The 18,113-nt window shown below is 67.4% G+C and carries 18 protein-coding genes; 2 read left to right on the forward strand and 16 right to left on the reverse strand.

What is annotated here, in order from left to right:
- Nucleotides 1-2 precede the first annotated feature (2 nt).
- The 14 genes from EJI00_RS00165 to gspG all read right to left on the reverse strand — a co-directional run bounded on the left by EJI00_RS00165 (nucleotide 3) and on the right by gspG (nucleotide 14,188).
- A complete protein-coding gene (locus tag EJI00_RS00165; RefSeq protein ID WP_126745451.1) occupies nucleotides 3-2,207 on the reverse strand; it encodes a phosphocholine-specific phospholipase C in 2,205 nt (734 codons plus the stop codon).
- Between the two features lie 52 nt (nucleotides 2,208-2,259).
- Nucleotides 2,260-2,475, reverse strand: a complete 216-nt coding sequence (locus tag EJI00_RS00170) for a hypothetical protein (protein ID WP_126745452.1) — start codon at nucleotides 2,473-2,475, stop codon at nucleotides 2,260-2,262.
- Between the two features lie 195 nt (nucleotides 2,476-2,670).
- Nucleotides 2,671-3,570, reverse strand: coding sequence for a 5'-nucleotidase (locus tag EJI00_RS00175; RefSeq protein ID WP_126745453.1), 900 nt, complete (start codon nucleotides 3,568-3,570; stop codon nucleotides 2,671-2,673).
- 24 nt (nucleotides 3,571-3,594) lie between these two features.
- Entirely contained in the window at nucleotides 3,595-4,830 is a 1,236-nt protein-coding gene (gene gspF, locus EJI00_RS00180) for a type II secretion system inner membrane protein GspF (RefSeq protein WP_126745454.1), read from the reverse strand.
- Nucleotides 4,831-4,849: 19 nt separating this feature from the next.
- Nucleotides 4,850-6,241, reverse strand: a complete 1,392-nt coding sequence (locus EJI00_RS00185) for a GspE/PulE family protein (RefSeq protein ID WP_126745455.1) — start codon at nucleotides 6,239-6,241, stop codon at nucleotides 4,850-4,852.
- Nucleotides 6,242-6,246: 5 nt separating this feature from the next.
- Complete coding sequence (gene gspD, locus EJI00_RS00190) at nucleotides 6,247-8,559, reverse strand: type II secretion system secretin GspD (protein WP_126745456.1); 2,313 nt, start codon at nucleotides 8,557-8,559, stop codon at nucleotides 6,247-6,249.
- A 2-nt stretch (nucleotides 8,560-8,561) separates the two neighbouring features.
- Entirely contained in the window at nucleotides 8,562-9,362 is an 801-nt protein-coding gene (gene gspN, locus EJI00_RS00195; RefSeq protein WP_126745457.1) for a type II secretion system protein N, read from the reverse strand.
- Between the two features lie 16 nt (nucleotides 9,363-9,378).
- A complete protein-coding gene (gene gspM / locus EJI00_RS00200) occupies nucleotides 9,379-9,909 on the reverse strand; it encodes a type II secretion system protein GspM (protein ID WP_126745458.1) in 531 nt (176 codons plus the stop codon).
- On the reverse strand, nucleotides 9,906-11,117 hold the full coding sequence (gene gspL / locus EJI00_RS00205; RefSeq protein ID WP_126745459.1) for a type II secretion system protein GspL: 1,212 nt from the start codon (nucleotides 11,115-11,117) through the stop codon (nucleotides 9,906-9,908). Before gspL ends, gspM begins: the two co-directional genes overlap by 4 nt.
- A 136-nt stretch (nucleotides 11,118-11,253) precedes the next feature.
- Nucleotides 11,254-12,255, reverse strand: a complete 1,002-nt coding sequence (gspK, locus tag EJI00_RS00210; protein WP_126745460.1) for a type II secretion system minor pseudopilin GspK — start codon at nucleotides 12,253-12,255, stop codon at nucleotides 11,254-11,256.
- Nucleotides 12,252-12,935, reverse strand: a complete 684-nt coding sequence (locus tag EJI00_RS00215) for a type II secretion system protein J (protein WP_126745461.1) — start codon at nucleotides 12,933-12,935, stop codon at nucleotides 12,252-12,254. Before EJI00_RS00215 ends, gspK begins: the two co-directional genes overlap by 4 nt.
- Complete coding sequence (gspI, locus tag EJI00_RS00220; protein ID WP_126745462.1) at nucleotides 12,935-13,309, reverse strand: type II secretion system minor pseudopilin GspI; 375 nt, start codon at nucleotides 13,307-13,309, stop codon at nucleotides 12,935-12,937. Before gspI ends, EJI00_RS00215 begins: the two co-directional genes overlap by 1 nt.
- Entirely contained in the window at nucleotides 13,306-13,773 is a 468-nt protein-coding gene (locus EJI00_RS00225) for a Tfp pilus assembly protein FimT/FimU (RefSeq protein WP_126745463.1), read from the reverse strand. Before EJI00_RS00225 ends, gspI begins: the two co-directional genes overlap by 4 nt.
- Complete coding sequence (gene gspG / locus EJI00_RS00230) at nucleotides 13,748-14,188, reverse strand: type II secretion system major pseudopilin GspG (protein ID WP_126745464.1); 441 nt, start codon at nucleotides 14,186-14,188, stop codon at nucleotides 13,748-13,750. The genes EJI00_RS00225 and gspG overlap by 26 nt, the downstream gene beginning before the upstream one ends.
- Before the next feature lie 49 nt (nucleotides 14,189-14,237).
- Between gspG and EJI00_RS00235 the strand changes: the two genes are divergently transcribed.
- Nucleotides 14,238-14,891, forward strand: a complete 654-nt coding sequence (locus EJI00_RS00235; RefSeq protein ID WP_126745465.1) for a type II secretion system protein N — start codon at nucleotides 14,238-14,240, stop codon at nucleotides 14,889-14,891.
- Between the two features lie 12 nt (nucleotides 14,892-14,903).
- Here the strand turns inward: EJI00_RS00235 and ilvA are convergent, their stop codons facing one another.
- Complete coding sequence (gene ilvA, locus EJI00_RS00240) at nucleotides 14,904-16,517, reverse strand: threonine ammonia-lyase, biosynthetic (protein ID WP_126745466.1); 1,614 nt, start codon at nucleotides 16,515-16,517, stop codon at nucleotides 14,904-14,906.
- Between the two features lie 289 nt (nucleotides 16,518-16,806).
- On the opposite strand from ilvA, the gene EJI00_RS00245 reads away from it, so the two are divergent.
- Entirely contained in the window at nucleotides 16,807-17,256 is a 450-nt protein-coding gene (locus EJI00_RS00245) for an OsmC family protein (RefSeq protein WP_126745467.1), read from the forward strand.
- Between the two features lie 11 nt (nucleotides 17,257-17,267).
- Here the strand turns inward: EJI00_RS00245 and coq7 are convergent, their stop codons facing one another.
- Entirely contained in the window at nucleotides 17,268-17,897 is a 630-nt protein-coding gene (gene coq7 / locus EJI00_RS00250; RefSeq protein ID WP_126745468.1) for a 2-polyprenyl-3-methyl-6-methoxy-1,4-benzoquinone monooxygenase, read from the reverse strand.
- Nucleotides 17,898-18,113: the final 216 nt, after the last annotated feature.

An 18,113-nucleotide genomic window follows, 5' to 3' on the forward strand; every position in this document is an offset into this window, starting at 1 on the left:
CCTCACAGGTCGGCCAGGCCCATGGCGGGGTCGCTCACCGAATGCTTGCCGGTTTCGACGCGGCCTGCAAAGCGGCGCACGAATTTCGCGTCGGCATCGCAGGCCACTTCGAAGTCGTACCACGCGCCGCTGTCTGCCAGGTTCCAGTGCAGTTCGGCCTTGGCGCCGCCCGCTACCGTTGCGGTCCACGGGCCGTCGGTGCGGAAGGCCTTGGCTCGCACGGTGAACTTGCAGGCGTTCTTGCCGCCGTTGAGCATTTCCAGGTACACGTTGCCGTTGGCAATGTCGTAGCACACGCGCACTTCAGGCGCGGCCGCGTCTCCGCTGCGAAGAGCGTTCAGGTCGCCCTTGAAGTGGCGATGGAAGCCATTCGGCCCAAGCACCCACAGGTCGTAGGAGCCGCTGTTGTCGCTCAGCGGGTTCCAGGTGTCGTCCAGCGTCTTGTCGGGCTCGACCATGTAGCGGCGCGGCAGGCGGTCGAGGTTGAGCTTGTCGTACACGTGGAACACCGCGGCGGCCGTGCCCGTGTTGGCAAACAGCAGTTGGGCTTTTCCGCCGGTGGCATCGATGCGGGCGCTCGTGTGCAGCTCGTAGGGCAGCGCGCGCGAAGGGCGCGTACCTTTGGCTTGAAGCGGCAGTTGCGGTAGCGCCGGAAACGGCACCTGCGAGAGTGCCTGTTGATCTGTGCGCAGCTGGTCGGCCTGCGCCTTGGTCGTTCGGCCTGCGAGGGTGGGCAGCGCTTCGTTGTTGGGCGACACGAAGTTGAAGGCGCTGGTGAGATCGCCGCACACCGCGCGGCGGAATCCGCTGATGTTGGTTTCCTTCACACCGAAGCGCGCCTCGATGAAACGGATCACCGAGGTGTGGTCGAAGGCCTGCGAGTTGACCCAGCCGCCACGGCTCCAGGGCGACACCACGTACATCGGCACGCGCACGCCGGGGCCGTAGACGCGGCCGTCCGGCGGGGGCTGGTCGGTGGTGCCGGGCGGGCTCGGATGATTGAAATACTCGGGCGAGAGCGCTTCGAGCGGCAGCGTGGTTTTTCCGGCGGGCGTTCCGTCGGAGTTGATCGACGGTGCGGCCGGTGAAGGCACGTGGTCGAAGTAGCCGTCGTTCTCGTCGAAGTTGATGAAGAGCACCGTCTTGCTCCACACGTCGGGCACCGCGGTGAGTGCGTCGAGCACTTCCTGGGTGTACCAGCCACCCTGCACCGGGCTCGAAGGGCCGGGGTGCTCGGAATAGGCCGCGGGCGCGACGATCCACGACACCTGGGGCAGCTTGCCGTTCTTGATGTCCTGGCGGAACTGTTCGAGAAAGCCGCCGTCGGGCATGGTGTTGGCAATGCCCTTGTAGAGCGGATTGCCGGCGTCGTCGCTGGCCGGATCATAGGCAGGCGAGATGGCGCTGCCACTCACTGGCTTGCCGGAGGCTTCGTTGGCGAGGCGGTACTGCTTGAAGCCGGCCAGCGAGTTGTCGGTGAAGTTGTCGGGCATGTTCTGGTAGACGATCCAGCTGACCTTGGCTTCCTGCAGGCGCTCGGGGTAGGTCTTCCAGCCGTAGCCGTTGGCGGAGCTGTCGATCCCGTCCCACTCGTTGTTGACCGTGGCCACGTTCGCGCCCGTGGGGCCGTTGGTGCCGGTCCAGAGGAACATGCGGTTCGAATTGGTGCCGGTGTGCATGCTGCAGTGGTACGCATCGCAGAGCGTGAAGGCATTGGCCAGCGCGAATTGGAAGGGCAGTTCCGCCTCTTGCAGGTAGCCCATCGATTGGGTGAAAGGCGCCTTGTCGGTTTTCTTGTATTTCACCCATTCGTGCATGCGCCCGCCGGCCCATGCGTCCTGGCCGTCGCTCCAGCTGTGCGGCGTGCCGGCCATGCGTTGCGCATTGCCCTTCGAGCCGTCGAGGTGGTAGGGCAGCACTTCCTTGCCCGTGTCGTCGAGTTGCTGCCACACGCTGCGCCCGTTGGGCAGCGGAATGGTGAAGCGGTCGCCGAAGCCGCGCACGCCCATGAGCGTGCCGAAGTACTGGTCGAACGAACGGTTCTCCTGCATCAGGATGACGATGTGCTCGACGTCTTGAATGGTGCCCGTCTTGTTGTTGGCGGGAATGGCGAGCGCGCGGCGGATGCTGGGCGGAAAGGCGGCGAGTGCGAGCGCGGCGGCGCCGGTGGTGGCCGTGCCCTGCAAGAATTTGCGGCGTGAGTTCATGGTCTTGTTGTGTTTGGTCATGAGGAGATGCGGTGGCGTTGCGTCGGTGCGCTCAGGGTGCGCAGCGCATCTCGGGCTTCACGCCCGTGTCGGGTGCGGGCGGGTTCGGATTGGCGGGCACGTCGGGGGTGGTGGGCGTGGTCGGTGTGCCAGTGCCGGGCAGGAAGCCGGAGAAGCCGCCGCCTCCATCGCCGCCGCCGCAGGCGGAAAGGGCGCAGGCCAGGGCCAGTGCGGAAAAGAGCCGCACGGAGGGGAATGGGAGTCGCATGGTGGGTTCCTTGGTGTTGTCGTGTATGGACGTTCGGGCGCGACAAAAAAAGGCGCCATGGAGGCACCGCGCACCGGACAGACCGCAAGACTAGGGAAAACCCGTTACATCGCCATGAAGAAGCGATGACAACGCAAAGGCGCGGGGTGCGCCGAGGGAGCGGGCCGCCGCGAAGGCGCCCGCTCCACGAGAGGCTCAGCCCTCGTTGCTGATGCCGCTGGAGACGTGGCCGGCCGGCACGTGGCGTGCCGCGGCGTCGACGTGGCCGGTCTGGTCGTCGAAGAAGAAGTCGGGTTCGAACTCGCGCAGGAACTCGCCCTTGGGTAGCCCGCCGAGGAACATCGCCTCATCGACGCGGATGTTCCACTTCATCAGCGTGCGGATGGCGCGCTCGTGCGCGGGCGCGCTGCGTGCGGTAACCAGCGCGGTGCGGATGCGCATCTGCGCATTGCCGGCCAGCTGCAGGCGATGCAGCGCGGACAGCAGCGGCTTGAACGGGCCTTCGGGCAGCGGCAGGTCGGCCTTGCTGAGCTCGTGCGCCTGGAAGGCGTCCAGGCCCTGGGCCTGGAACACGCGCTCGGCTTCGTCGGAGAACAGCACCGCGTCGCCGTCGAAGGCAATGCGCACTTCGTTGGGCCAGGCATCGCTGGCCTTCACCGATTCGACCAGCACCCGCGCGGCCGGAAAGCCCGCGTTGAGCGCCTCGCGCACGTCTTGCGCGTTGACCGAAAGGAACAGGTGCGCGCGCAGCGGCCGCAGGTAGCCGAAGGGCGGGCGGCCTTGCGTGAATACGCCGCGCTGCAGCTTGATGTCGGCGGCCGCGCTGGAGCGGAAGATGCGCATGCCCGAGACTGGATCGTTGCGCGAAAGAATGACCACCTCGACGCGCTGCACGCCGTCGTCGTTGAAGCGCAGCAGCTTGCGGATCAGCGAATACGCGATGCCCGGCGCGGCCGGCACATCGATGCGGTCGAGCTGCAGCTGCATGTAGCCCTCGTTGTCGCCGGCCTCGAAGATCTTGTTTTCTTCTTCGAGGTTGAACAGCGCGCGCGACGATATCGCGACCACGAGCTTGTCTTCGAGCGTGACGGGCATGGGTTGTCGGGTTTCCTGGCGGCGTTACTTGACGAACTGGTTCAGCTGGATGATAGGCAGCATCACCGCCAGCACAATGAGCATCACCACACCGCCCATGGCCACGATCAACAGGGGTTCGAGAATGGTGGCCAGGTGCATCGCGCGGCGCTGCACTTCGGCGCCGAGCTGGTTGGCCGCGCGCTGCAGCATCAGCGGCAGCGTGCCGGTCTGTTCGCCGAGGCGGGCGAACATCGACACCAGTCCCGGAAAGCGCTTTTTCTGCGCCAGCGCCGAGGCCAGCGGCGCGCCTTCCCGCACCAGCACCAGCGCATCGAGCGCGTCCGCGCGCATCGCGCGGTTGCCGAGCGTTTCGGAGGCGGCCTGCAGCGCACGCAAGATCGGCACGCCGGCGGTGGCCAGCATGGCCAGCGTGCTTGCGAAGCGCGCCGCGTTGTAGCCGCGCGCGAGCTTGCCGACTAACGGAAGCTTGAGCCAGGCGGCATCGAACTTCAAGCGGAAGGCCTCTTGCGCCAGCGCCAATCGTGCGGCGATGGCAGTGAACACCACGCCGCCCAGCATCCACCAGCCGTAGTTGCGCACCGCCGCGCTCAGCGACAGCATCACCGTGGTGAGAAAAGGCAGCGAGCGCTTGGTGCCCGCGAACACCTGCGCCACCTGCGGCACCACATAGCTCACGAGAAAGATCACGATCACGATGGCCACCAGCGTGACGATGGCGGGGTACAGCGCCGCGCCAATCAGCTTCTGCTGCAGCGCCTGCCGCTCCTCGAGATCGTCGGCGAGCCGGTCGAGCACGAGGCCGAGGTTGCCGCTCTGCTCGCCCGCGCCGATCACGGCCGTGTAGATGGGCGAGAACTCGCGCGGATGGGCTGCGAGCGCGCGTGCAAAGGGGGAGCCCGCGTTGACCTCGGCGCGCAGCGATGCGACGAGGTTGCGCTGGGGCTCGGTTTCGGCTTCGTCGGTGAGCGCGGTCAGCGCGCGCTCGAGCGGCAGGCCCGAAGACACCAGGCCGGCGAGCTGGCGCGTCCAGACCGCGAGGCCGGTGGAGCTGAAGATTCTGGCGCCGCCGCCCAGCCACCGGCGCAGGCCGCCGTTGCCGGTACCGTTGACATGGTTGCTGCCGACCGGCGTGACCGACAGCGGAATGAGCGCCTGCGCGCGCAGCAGGCTGCGGGCGCTGCGGGCGGTGTCGGCCTCGAGCACGCCTTCGCGGGACTGGCCGCTGGCATCGATGGCTTCGAAGGAATAGGCGGGCATGGCAGACCGAAAAGGCTATTTATTCGCGCGTGACCCGCACCAGCTCGGCGCGCGAGGTGATGCCGGCCTGCACCAGCCGCTCGCCGTCCTCGCGCATGGAGCGCAGGCCGCCGCGCGAGCCGGCTTCGAAGAGCCGGCTCTCGGCAGCCTTGCCATGGATGAGCGCCTGCACTTCGTCGTTGGCTACCAGCAGTTCGAAGATGCCGGTGCGGCCCTGGTAGCCGGTCTGGCCGCAGACATCGCAGCCGGCGCCGCCGCAACTGGTGCACACCTTGCGCACCAGGCGCTGGGCAAGCACGCCCAGCAGCGACGAGCTCAAGAGAAACGGCTCCACGCCCATGTCGGTGAGGCGCGTGACGGCGCTGACGGAGTCATTGGTGTGCAGCGTCGCGAGCACCAAGTGGCCGGTGAGCGAGGCCTGGATGGCAATCTGCGCGGTTTCGAAGTCGCGGATTTCGCCGATCATGATCACGTCCGGGTCCTGCCGCAGGATGGCGCGCAGCGCCTTCGCGAAGGTGAGTTCGATCTTGGCGTTGATCTGCGTCTGCCCCACGCCCGGCAGTTCGTACTCGATCGGGTCTTCCACCGTCATGATGTTGCTGCGGCTCGCGTCGAGCCGGGCCAGCGCGGCGTACAGCGTGGTGGTCTTGCCTGAGCCGGTAGGCCCGGTCACCAGGATGATGCCGTGCGGCTGTGCGATGAGGCGCTCGAAGCGCTCCAGCGTGTCGCCCTGCATGCCGACCGATTCGAGCGTGAGCTTCGATTCGGTCTTGTCCAGCAGGCGCAGCACCGCCCGCTCGCCATGGGCGCTCGGCAGTGTGGAAACGCGCACGTCGACCGCACGCGTGCCGATGCGCAGCGAGATGCGTCCGTCCTGCGGCAGCCGCTTCTCGGAAATGTCGAGGTCGGCCATGATCTTCAGGCGCGAGATCAGCGCGGCGTGCAGCGCCCGATTGGGCTGCACCACCTCGCGCAGCGTGCCGTCGATGCGAAAGCGCACGGACGAGGTGCGCTCGTAGGGCTCGATGTGGATGTCGCTCGCGCCGTCGCGCGCGGCCTGCGTGAGCAGCGCGTTGAGCATGCGGATGATGGGTGCGTCGCCCGCGCTTTCCAGCAGGTCTTCGACCGCCGGCAGCTCCTGCATCATGCGCGACAGGTCGGCGTCGCTCTGCACCTCGCTCACCACCGCGGCGGCGCTCGACTCGCCCTGCGCATAGGCCGCGCTGATGCGCTGCGCGAGCGGGCCGTCGGCCAGCACCTCGAAGGCCTGCACGCCGTACTTGCGCGTGACTTCGCCGACCGCGCTGCGCGAGGGATGGTTCGACATCCACAGCGTGTAGCGGCCGTCGTCGGCTTCTTCGAGCAGCAGCTGCTGGCTGCGTGCGAACGCGTAGGGCAGGGGGTGGCGCATGGGCTTCAGGGCAATTCGCGCGAGCTGGTCGGATCGGCCGTGGGCGGCAAGGCGCCGCGCAGCGGGCTCGGGCGCAGGCTGCGCGTGTCGGCCGGCGGACGCGGCGGCGGAATGAGCTGCGTGCCCTGGATGCGCTCGCTGCTGTTGCTGCTGCTTGTGCGGTCGGGGCGCGGCGCGGGTGCTTCGGGCAGCACGGGTGCGGAGTCCACCCCGCGCAGCATGATGTTGTCGGTGTTCGGCTGCGTGCGCTGCTGCATGCCGCGGATCTCGTCGTAGCGGTCGTAGGCAAAGGCTTCAGTCGAGGCGCCGTCGCGCATGACGGCCGGGCGCAGGAACATCATCAGGTTGCTCTTGTTGCGCGTACGGATCTCGTTCTTGAACAGATTGCCGAGCACCGGAATGTCGCCCGCCACCGGCACCTTCTCGACCGTGTTGCCGTAGTCGTCAGACAGCAGCCCGCCGAGCATGACGAGGCCGCCGTCTTCCACCAGCACGCTCGATTCGATCGAGCGTTTGTTGGTGGTCGGGCCGTTGGGGTTGTTGATGGTGTTGCCGTCGACCGTCGAGGTCTCCTGGAAGATGGTCATCTTCACGGTGCCGTTCTCGTTGATGGTCGGTCGCACGCGCAGCGTAAGGCCAACGTCCTTGCGTTCGACCGTGGTGAACGGGTTGATGCCCACAGAGCCCGAGGTACTGGCGTATTGGCCGGTGACGAAGGGCACGTTCTGGCCGATGACGATCTTGGCCTCTTCGTTGTCCAGCGTCAGCAGGTTGGGCGTCGAGAGCACGTTCGCGTCGCCGTCGCTGTTGAAGAAGTTCGCGATGGCGCCCAGGATGTATTGCCCGCCGATCTTGCCGGCAATGGCGAGGTTCAGCCCCGACGAAGGCCGCACGCCGGCCACGTCGCGCGTGGCCAGCGCCTGCGTCAGCGCCAGGATGTTGGCGCTGGCCAGGCTCGAATTGGTGCCGATGACCGCGTTGTTGCCCAGAGCGCTCTGCCACTGCACGCCGAAATTGGCGGCCTTCTTGGCGCTGACCTCGACGATCAGCGCCTCGATCATGACCTGCGCGCGCCGGCCGTCGAGCTTGTCGATCACCGCGCGCATCTGCCGGTATTGCGGCTCGGGCGCGGTGATGATCAGTGAGTTGGTCGAAGGGTCGGCCTGGATCTGCCCGCCGGTCGACGGCTGGTTGGCGTTGTTCAGCGGCGCATTGGCAGCCGCCGAGCCGCCTTGTCCGCTGAGGCTCGTCTGCTGCATGGCCTGCGGAATGCTGGCTTGCGGCTGCGCCTGGCCGCCACCCGCGGCGCCGGGGGAGCCGGGCGTGCCGGGCAGCTGGTTGGCGGCCATGGCGGCGCGCAGCGTGGCCGCAAGGCGCACGGCATCGGCGTTCTTCAGGTAGACCACGTAGATGTTGCCCGCCGCGCCGTTGCTGCTTTCAGCCGGCGCGCGGTCGAGCTTTTCGACCAGCGTGCGCACCAGTGCGGCACGCGCCGGATTGGCCGCGCGCAGGATCAGCGCATTGCTGCGCGGATCCGCCAGCAGGGTGGTGCGGAACGAAGAGTCGGCCGTGCCCGGCGCGGCGGCGCCCGGTGCGCCCGAGCCGCTGCCGTCGACCAAGCGAGTGATCAGCGGCAGCATGTCGGTGGCGATGGAATGCTTGAGCGGGATCACCTCGATGTCCGAAGCGTTGGGCACATCGAGCGCCGCGATGATGCGGCTCAAGCGGCGCATGTTGTCCGCATAGTCGGTGATCACGAGCGAGTTGTTGCCCGGGTTCACGTTGATGGTGTTGTTGGGCGGAATGAGCGGGCGCAGCACCGGCAGCAGGCTGTTCGCGGACTCGTAGTTGAGCCTGAAGATCTGCGTGACGATCTGGTTGCCGGCCACCGAGCCGGCGCTGGGGGTGGCGGTATTGACGGTTTGTGTCTGCAGCTTGGCGTCGGCCTCGGGCACCACCTTGTAGAGCCCTTCGGACTCGACCACGGCGAAGCCCTGCAGGCGCAGCGCCGAAGCAAACTGGTTGAACGCGGCGGCCGGCGCAATGGCGCGGTCGGTGACAAGGTTCATGGTGCCCTTGACGCGCGGGTCGACCACCACGTCGCGGCCGGTCACCACCGCCATGGTGCGGGCCACAGCCTCGATGTCGGCATTGGCAAAGTTGAGCGTGATCGGTTCGCCCCGGCGCGGCGCATCGGGGTTGGTGGCTTGCGCGAAGGCGGGCGGCACGGCCTGCAGGAAGGTGGCGGCGATCAGCATTTGCGCTGCGAGTGCAACGATGCCGAGGCGGCCGCCGTGCGAAGTCAATGGCTTCATCATGATCAACCCAGGGTGATGATCGAACGCGTGTTGTCACGCCGTCCGATGATGTTCAACAAATTGGAAAGTGCGTCTTCGCGGCCGGGGGCGGCGCTGGCTTCGCCGTTGAAGCGAAAGGCGGTGCCGTTCCAGCTGCCGCTGCCGTTCAGCTGCAGGCTGCCTTCGCGCGTGCTCAGCAGCAGGCTCGGCCGGCTCCCGCCTTCGAGCGTGAGCCGGTAGCTGCCCATCGGCTTCAGCGTCGAAAGGCTCGACGACACATCGGTGGCGTCGAGCGTGGCCTGGCCCGCGATACGCAGCACGGGGCCGTCCCACTGCATCGACAAGGCCTTGGTGGAAAGATCGAGCGTGCCCTCGAGCTTGAGCGTGTTCCAGGGTGCGCCCAGGCCCGTCAGCAAGGTGGCGGGCCAGCGGGAACTGCCGTCGCCCCACTGCAGCTGCATGCCGTCCGCACGCGGGCTGGCCTTGAGCAGGAGCGGCCGGGCCGCACAGCAGGGCAGGTCGAGCACGGCGAACATGCCGTTCCAGGTTGGCCGCATGCGCCAGTTGAGAGAGCCGGGCAGCGACACCGCCTCGGCGCCGCCCGCACCGCTTGCAAGCACCACAGCCGCCGCACCGTTCCAGACCGTGCCGCGCGGGTTGACGAGCAGCAGCCGGCCCTGGCTCCAGTTGGAAAGTGCCGAGGCCAGCCACCGGGCCGGCGCGAACAGAACGAGCGCGAGCAGTGCGCCGATCACGATGCCCAGCAAGGCCCAGCGCCAGCCGCGGCGCGGCGTGGGTTCGGAAAGGGAAGAGCGCGTCACCATGCGGCGGTGCTCGTGCTCAACGGGCCGCGGGCAGCGCCATCACGAGCGTGCCCTCCCAGCGCACCTTCGGGGGTTGCGGGTCTTTGCTGCCCGCCGCCGGAGGCGCGGCGGCGGCCCGGGTCAGGTGGGCTTCGCGCGGAACGGCGTGGGCATTGCCGCGTGCTTGCGAGAGCCACTGGGCCAGTTCGTCCGGCGTGGCGCGCAGCGTGACGGTGGCGGCACCGTCGCCGCTAGCGGTGACGAGCTGGGCATTGGTGCCCAGGCTCTGCCGCACGGAAGTTTCGAGGGCGCGCAGCGCGTCGTCGCGGTTCAGCCGGGGCTGGGCCTGCAGCGCCTTTGCGCGGTTCTGCAAGGTGGCCATCTGCTGCAATTGCGCGTCGAGGCGCGCGTGTTCGGCGGGTGCCGCGGCAAGGGTTCGCAAGGCGGGGGCGAGGGCAATCCACCACAAGAGGGCGAGCACTACTAGCGTCACGGCAATGGCAACCATGCGCCGCTCGCGCAGCTCGAGCGCAGCCCAGCGGGCACGGAGTTGTTCGCCGACGTTCATCGCGAAGCCTCGGCTTGCACCAGCAGCAGGTCGCCTTCGGCGCGCACGCTGTAGCCGCGCGGGCCCATGGCACCGGAGAGCCGCGTGAGCTCGGAAGGCTGCAGGCCCAGGCCGCGCAGGCGCAGCTGGCCGGCGCTGTAGTCGACGGCGGTGGGTACGCGGCCCGGCGGGAGATTGGCGGCGAGCGAGCCGATCATCGGTTCGAAGTCGCTGCCGGCCACGTCGCCCACGGCCTGCTGCAGCGCCGCGACTTCGCGGGCCATTTGCACGGGCGCATCGACCACCAGCTTCACGGAGGGAAAGGTCTCGGTCAGCATGGTCTTGACGGCTTGGCGCTTGGCGTCGAGGGCATTGCGTTCCTTCCAGGCCCAGGCGTTGAGGCCGACCAATTGGGTGAGCAGCAGGGCGATGACGCCCCAGCGCGCGGCGCGCCATTCGGGCGCGTAGCGAAGCGTCTGGACCACCGATGCAAATTTCTTGCCGGCGCGGGCGCGGCCCGTGACGGCGAGGTCGAACTGCGCAAGCTCCCAGGGCGAGCGCGTGGCCTGCAGCCACCGCTGCGGCGCCTGCACGATAGGCAGCCGGCGCTCCAGCAGTTGCTCGGCGGCTTCGGCGACGGCGGGTTCGGCGGTGATGACCGCGGTGTCGAGCGGCAGGCTGCCGGAGAGCGCCAGCCCGGCGCCCGCAAGCGGCAGCGAAACAACGCCGTCGGCGTCGCACACCGTGAGCTGCGGCGCCTCGGCTTCGCCGGTGATCTGCAAGAGCGGCGGACCGTCGGCTGGTTGCGGTGCGAATTCAGGAACGATGCGAACCACACGCCGCCCTGCCGACTCGAGCCCCTGCACGACGCTGCGCAGCCACATGCGGTTGCAGGCCACCACCCACACCGGCACGCCGGCCTTGGCATCGGGCTCGAGTGCAAAGTGCAATGCCTCGGGTTCGTCGAGCAGGTGCTCTTCGAGCAGGCCGTCGAGCACGGCGCGCAGCTTGGAAGTGCTGCCCATGCTGCCCTTGGGCAGGGTGACGCGGTGCCACGAGAGCGCGGCGGCGGGAATGCCTAGGGTGACTTCCGCGCTGGCCGGCAGCAGCGCGAGCAGCGCGCGGCCATGGTTGCGCAAAGCGATGCCGTCGTCGCCTGCCTGGGCCCAGTCGTACTCGCCCGCGGCGTCCGCCGGAGGAAGGGGGGCAATGAGCAACAGCGGTGTCATTTCGATTTCGGAAGGGCGGGTGATTGTAGGGGCGCGGTTATTGTGCGGGTGCTACTTTATTTGTAGCGTGTGACGTAGATGCGACGGGCACTGGGCGATGCTTTTGGGGCAAGAAAACTGATGGAAGAAGCCGCACTCAGGGTTTAGCCGGAGGGGCCGTCATGCCGGCCCCGCGATTGCGCCAGATCGTCTTCACGGTGACCCCGTCGCGCTGCAGCAGCGAGCGCTCCTCGACCCAGGTGCGGTCGAGCCGCAGCCGGCCGTAGACCTCGAAGAACTGGGTGCTCACGCTGTGCTGGGCGGCGTTGAACTGCGCGCCGCCGTTCGGAAGGGCTGTGTTGGCGTCGGCGATCTGCTTGAAGAACGAGCGGGTGCGCTTCTCGACCAGTTGGCGCGCATCGCTGATGGTGAGGGAAGGCAGGCTGGCGCTGATGGCCTCGGCGCTTGCGGTGTTGATGTTCAGGGGGGTACGAATGGGCAGGATCGTCACGTAGGGCTCGAGGGCGGCCGCGGTCGAGGGCGAAAGGCCGAGCCACACCAGCTGCGACACCTCTTGCGGCATGAGCGGCGCGGTGCCGGCATCGCCGCCGCCGGCCGGGTCGGTACTTGTTGCCAGGGCGCGCACGAGCGAGCTTGTCATCACGCCGAGTTCCGAGGCCGGCAGGCCCAGGACGTTGAACAGCTTGGTGAAGGTGGCAACGCTCGCCGGCACCGGCTTGTTGCCATCGACCAGCGACAGCACGTTGAGCTTGGACTGCGCATCGACGATGCGGCCCGACAGGAACGCGTCGGGCAGCCCTTCGAGGTTGTCGCTCGCCACGTTTTTCTCGGCCGACAGAAAGCTGGTGAGCCGCGCTTCCGCGAGCGGCACGGCCCAGGGCTCGGCCAGGTGATCGGGCCCGCCGGTGAGGGCGTCTTCGCGCAGGATGAGGCGCGACCAGTCGAGCGCGCCGATCAGCACCCATGCCGCCTGCACACGCCCGCGCTCGGCGGCCTCGACCTCTGACGAACGCCATTGCTGCCACAGCGCCGCGGCGGAGAAGGTCGCCACCAGCATCACGGTGAGCATTGCGGCGAGCAATGCGGCGCCGCGTTGGCGGTGCGAGCGTTGGCGGCCCGAGAAGAATCGCGCGGTCATGATCGCGGCGCTCCCACCGTGGGCTTGACCCAATCGCGCGTCAGCGTGCCAGACAGCCCTTCGCCGGGAGCGAGGCTCAGCACCAGGCGAACGCCGTCGGGCATGTTCACGATGGCGCCCGTCGGGTTCGTGGGGTTTGCCGGATTGGGCGCGCCGGTCGGCAACTCGCCCGCGGGCGTCCAGGTGTTTTCGCGAAAGTAGTAGAGCTGCCAGCTGTCCACCGGCATCAGGGCGACGTCTCCGGCGCCGCCTTCTTGTGCCCAGGATGCGGCCATGTTCCAGGCCTGCTGCCATTCGCCGCGCGTGGTGAAGGGCGGCGACTGCCAGCGCCGCCAGCGGGTACCGTCGGCACCGGAGCGCAGCGTCCATGCCACGACGTGCATGGCCGGGGCTGCCGCATCGCTGCCGCGGCGCGTGAGCCGCAGCACGCGGCCGTCCCAATCGATCGGCCGGGTTTGCGCGAGTGCGGTCACGGCATCGAGATCGGCACTCCATTGCGCGAGCGTGGTCTGCAGCGTCAGCACCGCGTCGGCGCGCTGCTGGTTTTGCGTGGTGGCGCGCGACATGCCGTCGAGCCCGCGCCAGCTCACGAGCGCCAGCAGGGCCATCACCGCAATGGCCACGAGCAGTTCGATCAGGGTGAAGCCCTGCGGACTTCGTTGACGTGGGATGCGGCGCATCAGAAGCGGCCCACCACGGTCGAGATGCGCAGTACCGGCGCGTTGGTTGCATCGCGCACCTGCACGTCCACTCGCCGGAAGTTCGGGTTCAGCGTGGCGATGGTGGAGGTGGTCACGTTGAACGAAACGCCGGCCTGCACGCAGATCGAACCCGAATCGCCCACGGCCGGCATCTGCCGCGCGAGCCGCGCCTTGGCGAGTTCGTTCTCCGCGCACAGGTCGGCCAGCAGCAGGTCCGACTGGCGCTGCGCATTGCGCGTCAACGACATCGTGGCCTGCGAGCCCGCCGCGAGCGCCAGTGCGACGATGCCGAGCGCAATCAGCACTTCGATCAGCGTGAATCCGCCGTTGGCCGCACGACGCCTGGCGTTCATGGCGTGCTCACGGTGAAAGGCCGCAAGCCGTCGGTCGCGATGCGCAGCGAGCGCGCGGGCGGGCCTTCGGAATACAGCACGATCTGTTGCGCGGCAATGATCGGATCGGGGCCCAGCTGCACGGCGGCGATGGGTGCGCCGTTGGCCAGAGCCGCCTGGGCGCTGATGCCGCCCGCGGCCCATCCGCTGGGCAGTGCATCGGGAGGCAGTCCGTCGAAAACGAAGCCGCCGCCTTCCACGAGGCGCCAACGCACCGCGACGCCGCTTGCGCGCGACTGCGCGCGGGCCGATTCGAGCAGCGCGGCCAGCCGGTCGGCCTCGCGGTCGAGCGTGGCGGCACTGCTGTCGCGCAGCGCAAAGCTCACGCCGGCAGTGGCCATCGCGATGATCGCGATCACCACGATCAGCTCGAGCAGCGTGAAGCCGCGGGCGCGGCGGCTACTGCCAGCTGCCGATGTCGGCATTCTTGCCCTCGCCGCCGGCCTGGCCATCGGCGCCGAGCGAGAGCACGTCGATTTCGCCCTTGATACCCGGATTCATGTATTGGTACGGATGGCCCCACGGATCGTTCGGCAGCTTTTCGACGTAAGGCTTCCAGTTCGGCGCGGCCGGGCCGGCGGTCGGGCGTGTGAGCAGCGATTGCAGGCCTTGCTCAGCCGTGGGGTAGCGCTGGTTGTCGAGGCGGTAGAGCTTGAGCGCCTGCATCAGGTTGTTGATGTCGGTCCTGGCGGCGGTCACGCGGGCGTCGTCGGCGCGCTCGATCACGTTGGGCACGATCAGTGCGGCGAGCACGCCGATGATGACCAGCACCACCATCAGTTCGATCAGCGTGAAGCCGCGCTGGGCGGTGCGGGCTGCGTCGCGAAGGATTTTTTTCATAGCTTGGGTGACATGTTTCGGAAAGCGCGCTGCATGATAATCCGCGGCCATGACAAGTCCCTATTCCGCCGCCCGCTGGCACGCCCCTGTTGCAACCACGGGGCTCTGGGCGCTGGCGGCCGGCGCCGCGGTGTTCTGGGGACTGCGGCTGGCGAGCCCGGCCGAGCCGGTAGCCGCGGCGGCAACAATGCCGCGGGCGGCAGTTTCGGCCGATGCGGATGCGGTCGCGCGGCTGCTGGGGGCGGCGTCGGCAACGGAAGCGGCGCCTGCCGCGCCCGAAGCCGCCAGCCGGTTTGCGCTTTCCGGCGTGGTGGCGGACCCTTTCAACCAGGGCGCCGCGCTGATTTCCATCGACGGCAAGCCTCCGCGCCCGTTTCGCGTCGGCTCACGCGTCGGCGACAACTACGTACTGCAGTCGGTGGGAGTGCGTGCAGCAACGCTCGGCACCAGCGCGCAGGGGCCGGCGGCATTCACGCTGCAATTGCCGGTGCGTGCGCCGATCAGTGTCGGCAGCCCAGGCTTGCCGGCGATGCCGGCTGCGCCTTCGCCGGCGGCCCGGCCCAGCGGACTTTTTCCGGCCACGGTGCCACCCGTGATGGCACCGCCGCCCGCCGATGCGGCTGCGCAGCAAATGCAGCAATCGCAGCAATCGCAGCAGCCGCAACAGATGCCGCCGCCGGCACCAGCGCAACTCGCGCAATAAGCGAGGGCTCGGTCAGGCCTGCAGGAACAGGCGATACGCCGGGTTCGCGGTCTCCTCGACGTAGGGATAGCCCAGCGTTTCGAGGAAGGCGTCGAAGGCCGCCGCATCGCTGGCCGGCACCTGCAAGCCCACCAGAATGCGCCCATAGTCGGCGCCCTGGTTGCGGTAGTGGAAGAGGCTGATATTCCAGTTCGGCCGCATCAGGTTCAGGAACTTGAGCAGCGCGCCCGGGCGCTCGGGAAAGACGAAGCGCAGCAGCCGCTCGTCGTGCGCAAGGCCCGTGCGGCCGCCCACCAGATGCCGCAGATGTTCCTTGGCGAGCTCGTCGTGCGTGAGGTCGAGCGCATCGAAGCCGTGGGCGTTGAAGGTCTGCGCGATGAGGGTCGATTCGCCGCGCGTCGACGTGGTCAGGCCCACGAACACGTGCGCCTTGGCCGCGTCGCTGATGCGGTAGTTGAACTCCGTCACGTTGCGCAGCGCACCGCCGGTGGAGCCCGCCTCTTGCGATTCGCTGGCCGGCATTTCGCCGACCAGCTCGCAAAAACGGCGGAAGCTGCCGCGCTCTTCGGGAATCGTCACAGCGAACAGCGCCTCGCGCTCTTCGCCGACCTCGGCGCGTTCGGCCACGAAGCGCAGCCGGTCGAAGTTCATGTTGGCGCCGCACAAGATGGCTGCGTAGGTTTCGCCATGGCGGCCGTGCTCGGCCACGTATTGCTTGATGGCGGCCACCGCGAGGGCGCCCGCCGGCTCCACGATGCTGCGGGTGTCGACGAAGACGTCCTTGATGGCCGCGCAGACGGCGTCGGTATCGACCGCGATGTATTCATCGACCAGGTTGCTGGCAATGCGAAACGTCTCTTCGCCCACGAGCTTGACCGCGGTGCCGTCTGAAAACAGCCCAACATCGGACAGGCTCACGCGCTGGCGCGCCGCCACCGATTGCATCATTGCGTCGGAGTCGTTCATCTGCACGCCGATGACCTTGATCTCCGGACGCACCGCCTTGATGTAGTTGGCCACGCCCGAGATGAGTCCGCCGCCGCCGATCGCGACGAAGACCGCATCGAGCCGGCCTTGGTGCTGGCGCAGGATTTCCATCGCGATGGTGCCCTGGCCCGCAATCACGTCCGGGTCGTCGAACGGATGCACGAAGGTCAAGCCTTGCTGCGCCTGCAGCTCGAGCGCATGCAGATAGGCATCGGAATAGCTGTCTCCATGCAGCACGACTTCGCCGCCGAAACCGCGCACCGCATCGATCTTGAGCCTGGGTGTCGTCACCGGCATGACCACCACCGCGCGCGTACCCAGCTTGCGTGCGCCCAGCGCCACGCCTTGCGCGTGATTGCCGGCCGATGCGCAGATGACCCCACTTGCCAGCTGCTCGGGCGTGAGATGCGCCATCTTGTTGTACGCGCCGCGCAGCTTGAAGCTGAAAACCGGTTGCTGGTCCTCGCGCTTGAGTATCACCGTGTTGCCGAGCCGCTGGCTGAGCGCATCTGCTTTCTCGAGCGCGGACTCGACCGCTACATCGTAAACGCGGGCGTTCAGGATTTTTCTGAGATAGTCGGCAGGCGTCAGCGCCGGAGCGGGTGCGTTGCGCACAGCTTTTTCCAGTGGAGTGTTCATTTGGTAGCTGGCGATGATAAGAGGCATCAGCCAGCTCGCAGTGCATGCAGGCCAGGCAGACCGTCAACAGAAGCCGCAAAGAAAAAAGCCCCGAGCCTTGCAGCTCGGGGCTAAATCCACCAATTGGAAGGGTGGAGGAGACAACCGGTGCGCACGGCTTCGTGCGCGATGAAATAAAGTATATCGGTTGTTTGCTGCGTTGCAACAAGCGAGTGACGCTTTTCCCACACACAAATTGATGTCTCTGCGAGCTTTTCCTCGCTGAACGTCCCGATTGGATCTGACAAAGATGGAATGCACAGTAAGTTGGACCGGCGACGCCGGCACCCGCTCGGCCATGGGTTTCGTGGCCGAAACAGGCAGCGGCCACATTTTGACGATGGATGGAGCGCCAGATGCGGCGAAGCCTGAAAACGGGGGGCAAAACCTGGCTCCCAGGCCCATGGAAACCGTGCTCGCGGGAACGGGCGGCTGCACGGCCTATGACGTGGTGCTGATCCTGAAGCGGGGCCGCCACCGGGTGGAGCGCTGCAGCGTCAAACTGACCAGCGAACGGGCGGACAAGGACCCCAAGGTCTTCACCAAGATCCACATGCACTTCACGGTGGCGGGAAAGGGCATTCCCGCCGCTGCCGTGGAGCGGGCCATCGCAATGAGCCACGACATCTACTGCTCGGCGAGCATCATGCTTGCGAAGACGGCCGAGATCACCACCAGTTTCGATCTGATCGAAACCTGAGACGGCAGCCCTCAGATTCGATGCGCCACCGTGGTCATGACGCGGGAGGCAAGCCGCATCAGGGCCTTGGCCGGCGCCGGTAGCTCGGTGGCGCCCGCGTCAATGGCTTGAGCGGCGTGGCGAGCTTCATCGATCTTCATCTGTTCGACCACGGCCCGTGAGGCGCTGTCGGCTGGTGGAAGGCGTCCCAGATGGCTCTCCAGATGGGCTTCCACCTGGCGTTCAGTTTCTGCGACGAACCCCAGGCTCAGCGGATCCCCCAGGCGTCCGGCCAGCAATCCCAAGCCGAATGCGCCCGCATACCAGAGCGGGTTCAGCACCGAAGGCCGGGCGCCGAGCTCGTCGAGGCGCTGCTGCGTCCAAGCCAGATGATCGGTTTCTTCATGGGAGGCTTCGAGCAATCGAGTGCGGAGGACGGGATCGCGTGCCACCGCGGCTTGTGCGGTGTAAAGCGCTTGCGCACACACTTCGCCCACGTGGTTGACCCGCATCAGCGCGCCCGACTCACGCCGTTCCGAGTCCACCAGTTCACCCGGCGCTTGAGCGGGCTGGGGCACGGCTCGTGTGGAATGAGGCCGGGCAAACAGAGTACGTAATGCCGCGTCCGCTGCGGTCAGGGCGGGATCGAGCGAAAAGATCATGCGTCTATTTGAACCGAAGCAAAACGGGGCTGGCCGGAACCTCGTTTCATTTCACATTGTGGTTCGGGAGTGCTCTCAAGCCCTTTGTTGCACTACTGCAACGAAACGCATGGGCCACCCGAGTTTTCGGGCGAATTGTTTTGCCCTGCCGCAGCGGCTCTGGTGCAATAGCATCAACTTCCCAAAAGGAGGTTGGCCCGGGGTCCGGTGGGAGCA

Origin of the sequence: Variovorax sp. DXTD-1, from assembly GCF_003984625.1 — a bacterium.
GTDB lineage: Bacteria > Pseudomonadota > Gammaproteobacteria > Burkholderiales > Burkholderiaceae_C > Variovorax.

What these genes read in the sequence shown, in the direction of transcription:
- EJI00_RS00165 (WP_126745451.1), bottom strand. Translation starts at nt 2,207, where the DNA reads ATGAACTCACGCCGCAAATTCTTGCAGGGCACGGCCACCACCGGCGCC.
- EJI00_RS00170 (WP_126745452.1), bottom strand. Translation starts at nt 2,475, where the DNA reads ATGCGACTCCCATTCCCCTCCGTGCGGCTCTTTTCCGCACTGGCCCTG.
- EJI00_RS00175 (WP_126745453.1), bottom strand. Translation starts at nt 3,570, where the DNA reads ATGCCCGTCACGCTCGAAGACAAGCTCGTGGTCGCGATATCGTCGCGC.
- gspF (WP_126745454.1), bottom strand. Translation starts at nt 4,830, where the DNA reads ATGCCCGCCTATTCCTTCGAAGCCATCGATGCCAGCGGCCAGTCCCGC.
- EJI00_RS00185 (WP_126745455.1), bottom strand. Translation starts at nt 6,241, where the DNA reads ATGCGCCACCCCCTGCCCTACGCGTTCGCACGCAGCCAGCAGCTGCTG.
- gspD (WP_126745456.1), bottom strand. Translation starts at nt 8,559, where the DNA reads ATGATGAAGCCATTGACTTCGCACGGCGGCCGCCTCGGCATCGTTGCA.
- gspN (WP_126745457.1), bottom strand. Translation starts at nt 9,362, where the DNA reads ATGGTGACGCGCTCTTCCCTTTCCGAACCCACGCCGCGCCGCGGCTGG.
- gspM (WP_126745458.1), bottom strand. Translation starts at nt 9,909, where the DNA reads ATGAACGTCGGCGAACAACTCCGTGCCCGCTGGGCTGCGCTCGAGCTG.
- gspL (WP_126745459.1), bottom strand. Translation starts at nt 11,117, where the DNA reads ATGACACCGCTGTTGCTCATTGCCCCCCTTCCTCCGGCGGACGCCGCG.
- gspK (WP_126745460.1), bottom strand. Translation starts at nt 12,255, where the DNA reads ATGACCGCGCGATTCTTCTCGGGCCGCCAACGCTCGCACCGCCAACGC.
- EJI00_RS00215 (WP_126745461.1), bottom strand. Translation starts at nt 12,935, where the DNA reads ATGCGCCGCATCCCACGTCAACGAAGTCCGCAGGGCTTCACCCTGATC.
- gspI (WP_126745462.1), bottom strand. Translation starts at nt 13,309, where the DNA reads ATGAACGCCAGGCGTCGTGCGGCCAACGGCGGATTCACGCTGATCGAA.
- EJI00_RS00225 (WP_126745463.1), bottom strand. Translation starts at nt 13,773, where the DNA reads ATGCCGACATCGGCAGCTGGCAGTAGCCGCCGCGCCCGCGGCTTCACG.
- gspG (WP_126745464.1), bottom strand. Translation starts at nt 14,188, where the DNA reads ATGAAAAAAATCCTTCGCGACGCAGCCCGCACCGCCCAGCGCGGCTTC.
- EJI00_RS00235 (WP_126745465.1), top strand. Translation starts at nt 14,238, where the DNA reads ATGACAAGTCCCTATTCCGCCGCCCGCTGGCACGCCCCTGTTGCAACC.
- ilvA (WP_126745466.1), bottom strand. Translation starts at nt 16,517, where the DNA reads ATGAACACTCCACTGGAAAAAGCTGTGCGCAACGCACCCGCTCCGGCG.
- EJI00_RS00245 (WP_126745467.1), top strand. Translation starts at nt 16,807, where the DNA reads ATGGAATGCACAGTAAGTTGGACCGGCGACGCCGGCACCCGCTCGGCC.
- coq7 (WP_126745468.1), bottom strand. Translation starts at nt 17,897, where the DNA reads ATGATCTTTTCGCTCGATCCCGCCCTGACCGCAGCGGACGCGGCATTA.